The sequence below is a fragment of the Undibacterium sp. RuRC25W genome, from assembly GCF_049339825.1.
Classification (GTDB): domain Bacteria; phylum Pseudomonadota; class Gammaproteobacteria; order Burkholderiales; family Burkholderiaceae_D; genus Undibacterium.
Genome location: NZ_JBMPPD010000042.1, coordinates 26,851 through 34,292, shown reverse-complemented (window position 1 = coordinate 34,292; position 7,442 = coordinate 26,851). Strand labels below are relative to the sequence as shown.

Sequence of the window (7,442 nt, the reverse complement as noted above, 5' to 3'; positions counted from 1 at the left end):
CCTATATTCGATACTATAATCATGACCGCATCAAAATGAAATTAAAAGGGCTGAGTCCTGTGCAATACAGAAATCAGCCCTTAGTAGCATAGCAATTAAACTGTCCAACTAAATGGGGTCAGTTCACCTGAACATCGTCAGGTAAGGCTTTTTAAATCAGACGGCGATAGAGATCTCAGCGTCAATATCGATATCAGCATCAACCTCGCCGTCTGCATCAACGTCAGCAGCCGCCGCACGCGATGTAACCGATTGCATAATATCAAGCCAGGTTACCAGACTTAGCTGCCCCTGTGCATCCTCTACCAGTGCGGAAAGACTTTCGACCCAATCACCATCGTTACAGTACAGAATGCCATTGATATCGCGAATTTCAGGTTTGTGAATGTGACCACAAATGATCCCATCTACTCCCTTTCTGCGCGCCTCATCTGCCAAAGCATCTTCAAACTGAGTGATGTAGCTGACAGCATTTTTGACTTTTAACTTTAAATATTGAGAAAGTGACCAATACGGTAACCCTGCCCTTGCACGCCAGTTATTGAAAATCTGATTGAATTTTAAAATAACGGTATACAAACTATCACCAACGTAAGCAAGCCACTTAGCGCAAGCAATGACGCCATCAAATCGGTCACCGTGCAATACCAGCATGCGGCGACCATCTGCCGTCGTATGCACTAACTCATCACGGACTTTGATGCCACCAAAATCAAGATCAATAAACTGGCGAACAGACTCATCATGATTACCAGGAACAAAAATGACGTTTGTTCCCTTCTTTGCTTTTTTCAATACCGTCTGTACTACGTTGTTATGCGCCTGATCCCAATACCAACGTCGCTTTAACTGCCAGCCATCGATGATGTCCCCGACCAAGTATAAGGTTTCGGACTCGGTAGCACGTAAAAACTCAAGGAGCTTTGAGGCCTGACATCCGCTTGTTCCTAAATGTAAATCGGAAATCCATATGGTACGAAAACGTACCACATTTTTTTTGCTGATTTTATGCATTTTTTTATTCAGGAACTTCTCTGCAGCCTTCACAATCACTGCTCTCCAGTATTGTAATGGCGTGCGTAGCGGTCATCCAAATTCGCTAATGGCAACATCACGAATAAATCTGCACTATGAAAATCAGGATCCCATGCAGGATCACCACAGACCCAGGCACCAGCACGTAAGTAGCCTTTAAGTAACGGTGGAATCCGCGCTTCGACGTTAGTCGTATCGATTTCATCCAACGGAAACGGCACGTGTGGCGTCACACGATATTCCAAGGGACAAAAATCTTTTTGGGTCAGACCGCGATAGATTGCCGCTGCATTCTGACCACCATCAGTCAGACTGATACTTGCGCAACCAATCAGGTGAGAACAACGCTCGCGGCGCATGTACGCTGCCAAACCTGCCCACAACAACATGATCACAGAACCACTGCGGTAGTCCGGATGAATGCAAGCGCGACCGGCCTCTGCAATAGAGTGACGAACGTTCTGCAAGCGGGATAGGTCAAATTCTGTCTCGGAGTAATAACGCCCCATTTCACGCGCGGCGTTAGGTCCTAATATACGGTACGTACCAACAACTTTGAGTGTTTTTGTGTCACGAACAATAAGATGATCGCAATAGGCATCAAAGTCGTCTTTATCTAATCCGTCTGGGTTGGATAATGCAGACAACCCCATGCTTTCAATAAACACTTTATAACGCAAACGTTGCACTTCTCTCACTTCTTCTGTCGTCGTGGCAAGACTCAGGTTGAGCTTAGAAAAACTGGGATTAGCATCCGCGGGTATCGTGAGTAATCGCATTCATCATCCTTGTTATGTCTCAAGATGTCGTTCATTCGACGAACAGAGAATAAATTAGTAATACTTCAGCAGGATGACAAATTGATGTCGGTTTTATGACAACCCAAAAAACAACAAGCCTTCAATATCAGACGATAATTGAAGGCTTTTGAACATACGTTACTCGATATAAAATTCAACGAAACAGGTATATAAAAGAGAATGGACTTGATCTTATTTTTCTTTTTTTGGACGGCCTGCTTTTAATGGTGCAAGATCAGCAATCAGCTTCTTCAGTGCAGGAACATCCGTCTTATTCAATAAGGCCAGACCAATACGCAACAACTGACTTTTCTTTACTTCAACGCCAGCCTTCAGACAAGTGCGCTTTACTTGCCCCAACACAGCATATTCAGCTTCTGGCATCGTAAAACTGTCGCGTACTAATTTTGCTTTTTTTACCTTTGCACTCACATCTACAACCGTTTTGGGGACTTCCGTTTTTACTGCTGTTGTTTTTTTCACGACAACCTTCGTGCTGGCATTAACGCGCACGCCAGTTTTTACTGGTGCATTTGCCTCAGTAGTCACTGCTGGCTTTTTCGTGACCGCCTTTTTAATGGCGGGCACTTTTGCTGCAACAGATTTGACAGTAGGACTTTTTGACGGAGTTGCTTTTGCTACGGGTGCTTCTTTTTTGCTGGTAACGGTTGCCATGTTGAGCCTCCAGATTAAATGCATGTAAACAATATAAACAATATGTGCATAAACAACAAGCACTAAGGATAACCGTTTCAGATGACAAGCAGATTACCAAAAATGCATTCTAGCAAGAATGTGAAGCTATGCGATAATCGCGCCGACATTTTTGCATTTATTGCTTTCAATCATCAAAACCATGAAATATCCACACTATTTAATTTCTTTGGCGCTACTACTGACGCTTCCGGTGCAAGCAATCGAACTGAAAGGCGCAGGCTCATCCGCCGCCGCACCACTCTATAGGACTTGGGCGGAATCCTATGCAAAAACCAATGGCAATACGCTAACATACGAACCATCTGGATCCTCGTCTGGGATCAAAAAGATCAAAGAAAGCAGCGTCGATTTTGGTGCAAGTGATGTTGCTTTATCACAGGCAGATTTAAAAAAATATAAGCTAATTCAATTTCCATCTGCTATTTCAGGGGTGGTGGTGGTGGTGAACCTGCCGGGAATCCGATCTGGCGATCTGCGCTTGAACGGCGAAGTCATCGCAAAAATTTTCTCAGGCCAGATCGATGAATGGAATGACCCATTAATTGCCGCCCTGAACCCAGGTCTTAAGCTGCCGGGAAAAACAATTTTGCCGTTCGTGCGTCAGGATGGTTCAGGTACAACGTACAACTTTACAGACTACCTATCGAAAGTAAGCAAAGCGTGGCAAACGACATTTGGTAAAAACTTCACAATCAACTGGGACAGTAAATTTACGCAAGTCAAAGGAAGTAGCGCAATCTCTGCTGCGATAAGAAAAAACCCCTACGCAATTAGCTATGTCGATTACAACTACGTTGTGCAAGATAAGCTAGACGTCGCTCGGTTACAAAACCATGACGGACGTTACGTGATGCCTTCAGCCGAGGGGTTCTCTGCAGCATTAGCAGCGAGTGGCTGGAAAACCCAAGGTACATTTGAAGAGATGTTAACAGATAAGTCAGGTCCAAAATCCTGGCCACTCACTATGGGTACATTCATCATCACTCAGCAATCAGCAAAAAATATTGAAACTGCGATCGCCACATTGCAGTTCTTTACATGGGCATTTATAAACGGGGACCAGCTTGTTAATAGCGTTGATTTCGTGCGACTACCTGACGCATTGCAAGCGAGGGTCTTTAAGGAAATGACGACCGTCACTGATAGCAATGGCAAGCCATTAAAGTGGAACTTTCAATAGTCATTTAAGCGATCAATAAACAAAGGGCGCTATCCATAGCGCCTTTTTTTCAACTACTTAACGGTACGATGGATATGCCTAAAGCGTTGGCTCGAACTCTAAAGGTCAGTACGGCGACGCTAGTCGATCTGAGCATGCGCGATCTGGGTCTGCATCAAACCACAGTTAAATCCGTTAACATTAGCAATCGTTGCTAGCCAGCGCCTGTTAGATAGTGACTGCATAGTGAAACTGAAAACAGAGTAAGATTGCACTTGTCGCTTACTCCACATCATTAGCCTCATGTTGCATACGCCTAATTCCTTTACACCGGTCATCATTGCGCAACAAGATCTTCATGCTCATACGTTTATATTTCAGCGTGATCACTTGTTACTGCGAGAATCCGATCTCAGTTTGCCGGATGCAAGTCTGCTGGAGATTTTAAAGATCCAACCCCACCGTCTCCACCCAGTTGGCCTATGGGAGCAAAACTACTATCAGACAACTTGGGTCGAACACAACGTAGAAGCGCCGACCGGTTATGTTTTTCGGAATATGCGTGCGCTGTTCGGTGTTATGGGTGATGATTTTCTCGGCGTCGCTAGTCGTGCTTGCCAATTGGCCGAGTGGTCGCGCACCCATCAGTTTTGTGGAGTCTGCGCCACCCAGACGATACTCAGAGACAGCGAGCGCTGCTATGTATGCCCAAACTGTGGCATGCATGCCTATCCACGTATTTCGCCGGCGATGATGGTTTTAATTCGCAAGGGAGATTCCGTACTTCTGGCAATGCATACGAATTCACCCAACAAGGTCTATACCGCATTGGCTGGATTTTTGGAGGCAGGCGAATCGATCGAGGAAGCCGTGCACCGAGAGGTGTTCGAGGAAGTCGGCTTACGCGTTCATAACTTGCAGTATTTCAGCAGCCAGTCTTGGCCCTTCCCCCATTCACTCATGGTAGCCTTTACTGCCGACTACTTGGATGGCGAGATCAATGTCGATGCAAGCGAGATCGCTGAGGCGCGCTGGTTCGGCCCCGAGGATGAATGGCCGGTAACACCGAATGGCGTCTCAATCGCGGCATTACTACTCAGCGCCCACCGCTCTTCTACTACATCTGGCTAATGATGGTGGCTCAAGAACTAGAATTCAGCACACGCTAATCCGTCATTCGTTAATCGGTGCATTTCTATAACGATTCACTGTGACCGCGCCGATATGGCTCCCATGATTACCCCAACTGTTACGGACATACGTCAAAACGAGGGCAACTTCATTATCACTTAGCACTGGACCAAACGGTGGCATCCCGTAGGGCCGAGGATTTGATAATGAAGTCGGTGGAAATCCCCCATTCAAAACAATGCGGATTGGATTAACAACACTGCTCATCTGCAATGCATTATTTTTTGCCAGCGCAGGATAAATAGCAGCGACACCCTCACCCGCCGCGCCATGACACAGAGAGCAATGGGTTTTATATAATGCCGCTCCCTGAACCATCCTCTGAGTGATTGCTTCCGGTGTCGATACTGCAGCGTCTGGTGGATTCTCCATCGAGTACGGTGTTTGTTTTTTTATCGCTGGAAGCTCACGCAAATAGACATTCATCGCTGCTATATCCGCTTCCGAATAATATTGAAGGCTATTGGCAAACACTTCGGCCATTGGCCCATAAAAAGCAGCGTTATCAGCAAGGCCCGATGTAAATAACTTCAGTGATTGAGCCTGACTAAATCGCGCTTGATGCGCTTCGTCGACCCTCGACAAAGAAGGTGCATACCAAGCCACGATAGGCATCTCACCACCATTGAGGTACTCGCTACCAGCGTTTGCTCCTAACATATTTCGACTGCTGTGGCAGGCGCTGCAATGCCCCAATCCATTGACAAGATACGCACCACGATTCCAGTCAACGGACCTACTAAGATCCGACTGATAGGTTTGCGGACGAAAATAAAGGGCGCGCCAAATCGCCAATAATGGCCGTTGGTTATACGGAAAACGTAGTTGATGGGGAGCAGATGGTTGGTTAATCGCAGGTAGACTTTTGAGATAAGCAAACATTGCCTCTGCATCTTCTCGCGATATGAGTGCATAGTTCGTGTACGGAAATGCAGGATATAACAACCGACCATCAGGTAACTTTCCGAAATGTAATGCCTGCCAAAAATCGTTCACGGACCAACGGCCAATGCCGGTTCTACTATCTGGCGTAATATTAGGAACAACAAAGTTACCAAACTCCGACTGCACCACTTTGCCGCCAGCATACAATGCCCCTCCCGTATTCGTATGACATCCGCTACAGTTTGCGACCTGCGTCAGATACTCACCCCGACGTACCTTGCTCATCGTAGTTTCAGTTTGTGATTTAACTGATTGAACTGTCTCACGCTCGTCAGAAACCAAATATCCCACCTTGATGACATACCACGCTGTGAGCACCAACAACATCCCTACTACAAGGATAAAGACTTGAATAATTCGCTTCATTGACAGCCAATCAGATTAAATGTTCTCATAAGCAATCGATAACCGACTACCTCTTCAGCATGTACAACAACGCAATTCAGCTGCCAGGAACACTACCGCAACGCCGCGGTAGATTCACATAATTTCCTGAAGGCAAGGTTGCTACCACACCTTGATCAGCGATGACTTGCACTGCTAGCCAGCCAGATACCGCGCCAAGGTCCTCAGGGCTTAAACTACGGGCAATTAACTGCATACAATCCGGCGTTGTAGCGTGCCGACTTCCCGTTTGCCAAGCGCCCAACTGCGCAATGAGATAGTCACGAGGTAATCCAGCAATACCAGGAATAAAAGGGGCTAGACCTGTCATCTTTTCTCCATGACATGCAATACATGCTGGGATTTTACGCTGTCTATCGCCATGCAAGACCAGTTCGCGGCCACGCTCCAATAGAGCAGGAGGAAGATCAAGCTTTTGCGGTGCGGCATAAGGTGGATGCTGAGCAGAGAAAAAATGGGCGATTTCATCAAGGTAGTCATCACTCATATGCCCAACCATGTAATTCATCATTGGGAAAGTGCGTCTCCCGTCACGGAAATTCTTGAGTTGGTTGAGCAGATATCCTTGTGGCTTACCAGCGATACGCGGGTAATAACCATCAGATCCCGCGCGTCCCTCTGCCCCATGACAAGAAGTACAGGCCTTCAGACGTTGCGCTAATGTATCTGGTACGTTCTGCGCCAACGAAGCAGAACTCATCACCATCGGGAACAAGAAGGAGAGAAAGAATACCGACATGGGCTCGCGCCCCATCGAAAAACGCCAGAGACTCAGGTTAACTAAAAATTTCACAAGATTAGACATTATTGAGCGCATCAGCAGTCGTAAAACCATAGATTAGCACCTGATTAAAAATACCATCCAACCAATTTTTGACATCGAGCATCAAAGCCAACAGTCGACTTCGTTCATTTCGCTTTAACTATCGCGATATTTTTCTAAAAAATATTAATTATTTACTTTGCGCTATTTCTCAATTAAAAACTGGTAAAAAACAGCAACACCTTAGTTCACGAGGCTTTGCTGCCACTGAATCAGTAAGGAATCAACACTGTAGCGGTAAAGACATGCACTTTCTTTGCACGAAATGCAGACAATCCTTGTCAAGAAGTGCTAAGCCGAGGATAATTCTGCCCTCGCGTCTCTTTCCGAGATCTAGTTTGAGCAAGACGAATGAATCGCCATCGTC

At 46.1% G+C, this 7,442-nt stretch carries 8 protein-coding genes; 3 read left to right on the top strand and 5 right to left on the bottom strand.

From position 1 onward, the window contains the following. A partial coding sequence (locus ACO0KV_RS16340) for an IS3 family transposase (protein ID WP_423042293.1) occupies positions 1–92 on the top strand: 92 nt, incomplete at its 5' end. Positions 93–156: 64 nt separating this feature from the next. Here ACO0KV_RS16340 and ACO0KV_RS16335 read toward each other — a convergent pair. From ACO0KV_RS16335 to ACO0KV_RS16325, 3 genes are all read right to left on the bottom strand, one after another. Next, the gene (locus tag ACO0KV_RS16335) at positions 157–1,014 is read right to left on the bottom strand and encodes a UDP-2,3-diacylglucosamine diphosphatase (protein ID WP_423043905.1); all 858 of its coding nucleotides are present in this window, start codon (positions 1,012–1,014) and stop codon (positions 157–159) included. Positions 1,015–1,049: 35 nt separating this feature from the next. Continuing rightward, the gene (locus ACO0KV_RS16330; protein ID WP_423043903.1) at positions 1,050–1,814 is read right to left on the bottom strand and encodes a GNAT family N-acetyltransferase; all 765 of its coding nucleotides are present in this window, start codon (positions 1,812–1,814) and stop codon (positions 1,050–1,052) included. 213 nt (positions 1,815–2,027) lie between these two features. Then, positions 2,028–2,510, bottom strand: coding sequence for a hypothetical protein (locus ACO0KV_RS16325; RefSeq protein ID WP_423043901.1), 483 nt, complete (start codon positions 2,508–2,510; stop codon positions 2,028–2,030). Positions 2,511–2,691: 181 nt separating this feature from the next. On the opposite strand from ACO0KV_RS16325, the gene pstS reads away from it, so the two are divergent. After that, on the top strand, positions 2,692–3,732 hold the full coding sequence (pstS, locus tag ACO0KV_RS16320; RefSeq protein ID WP_423043899.1) for a phosphate ABC transporter substrate-binding protein PstS: 1,041 nt from the start codon (positions 2,692–2,694) through the stop codon (positions 3,730–3,732). A 282-nt stretch (positions 3,733–4,014) separates the two neighbouring features. Next, positions 4,015–4,842, top strand: a complete 828-nt coding sequence (gene nudC / locus ACO0KV_RS16315) for an NAD(+) diphosphatase (protein ID WP_423043897.1) — start codon at positions 4,015–4,017, stop codon at positions 4,840–4,842. 42 nt (positions 4,843–4,884) lie between these two features. Here nudC and ACO0KV_RS16310 read toward each other — a convergent pair whose 3' ends face one another. Both ACO0KV_RS16310 and ACO0KV_RS16305 read right to left on the bottom strand, forming a co-directional pair. Continuing rightward, a complete protein-coding gene (locus tag ACO0KV_RS16310) occupies positions 4,885–6,213 on the bottom strand; it encodes a cytochrome c (RefSeq protein WP_423043896.1) in 1,329 nt (442 codons plus the stop codon). A 76-nt stretch (positions 6,214–6,289) separates the two neighbouring features. After that, positions 6,290–7,057 carry a c-type cytochrome gene (locus ACO0KV_RS16305; protein WP_423043894.1) on the bottom strand — a complete coding sequence of 256 codons (768 nt, stop codon included), beginning with the start codon at positions 7,055–7,057 and terminating at the stop codon, positions 6,290–6,292. Between the last annotated feature and the right edge of the window lie 385 nt (positions 7,058–7,442).

Coding starts and splice junctions, on each gene's coding strand:
- ACO0KV_RS16325 (WP_423043901.1), bottom strand. CDS start 2,510: ATGGCAACCGTTACCAGCAAAAAAGAAGCACCCGTAGCAAAAGCAACT.
- ACO0KV_RS16310 (WP_423043896.1), bottom strand. CDS start 6,213: ATGAAGCGAATTATTCAAGTCTTTATCCTTGTAGTAGGGATGTTGTTG.
- ACO0KV_RS16335 (WP_423043905.1), bottom strand. CDS start 1,014: ATGCATAAAATCAGCAAAAAAAATGTGGTACGTTTTCGTACCATATGG.
- nudC (WP_423043897.1), top strand. CDS start 4,015: ATGTTGCATACGCCTAATTCCTTTACACCGGTCATCATTGCGCAACAA.
- ACO0KV_RS16305 (WP_423043894.1), bottom strand. CDS start 7,057: ATGTCTAATCTTGTGAAATTTTTAGTTAACCTGAGTCTCTGGCGTTTT.
- ACO0KV_RS16330 (WP_423043903.1), bottom strand. CDS start 1,814: ATGCGATTACTCACGATACCCGCGGATGCTAATCCCAGTTTTTCTAAG.
- pstS (WP_423043899.1), top strand. CDS start 2,692: ATGAAATATCCACACTATTTAATTTCTTTGGCGCTACTACTGACGCTT.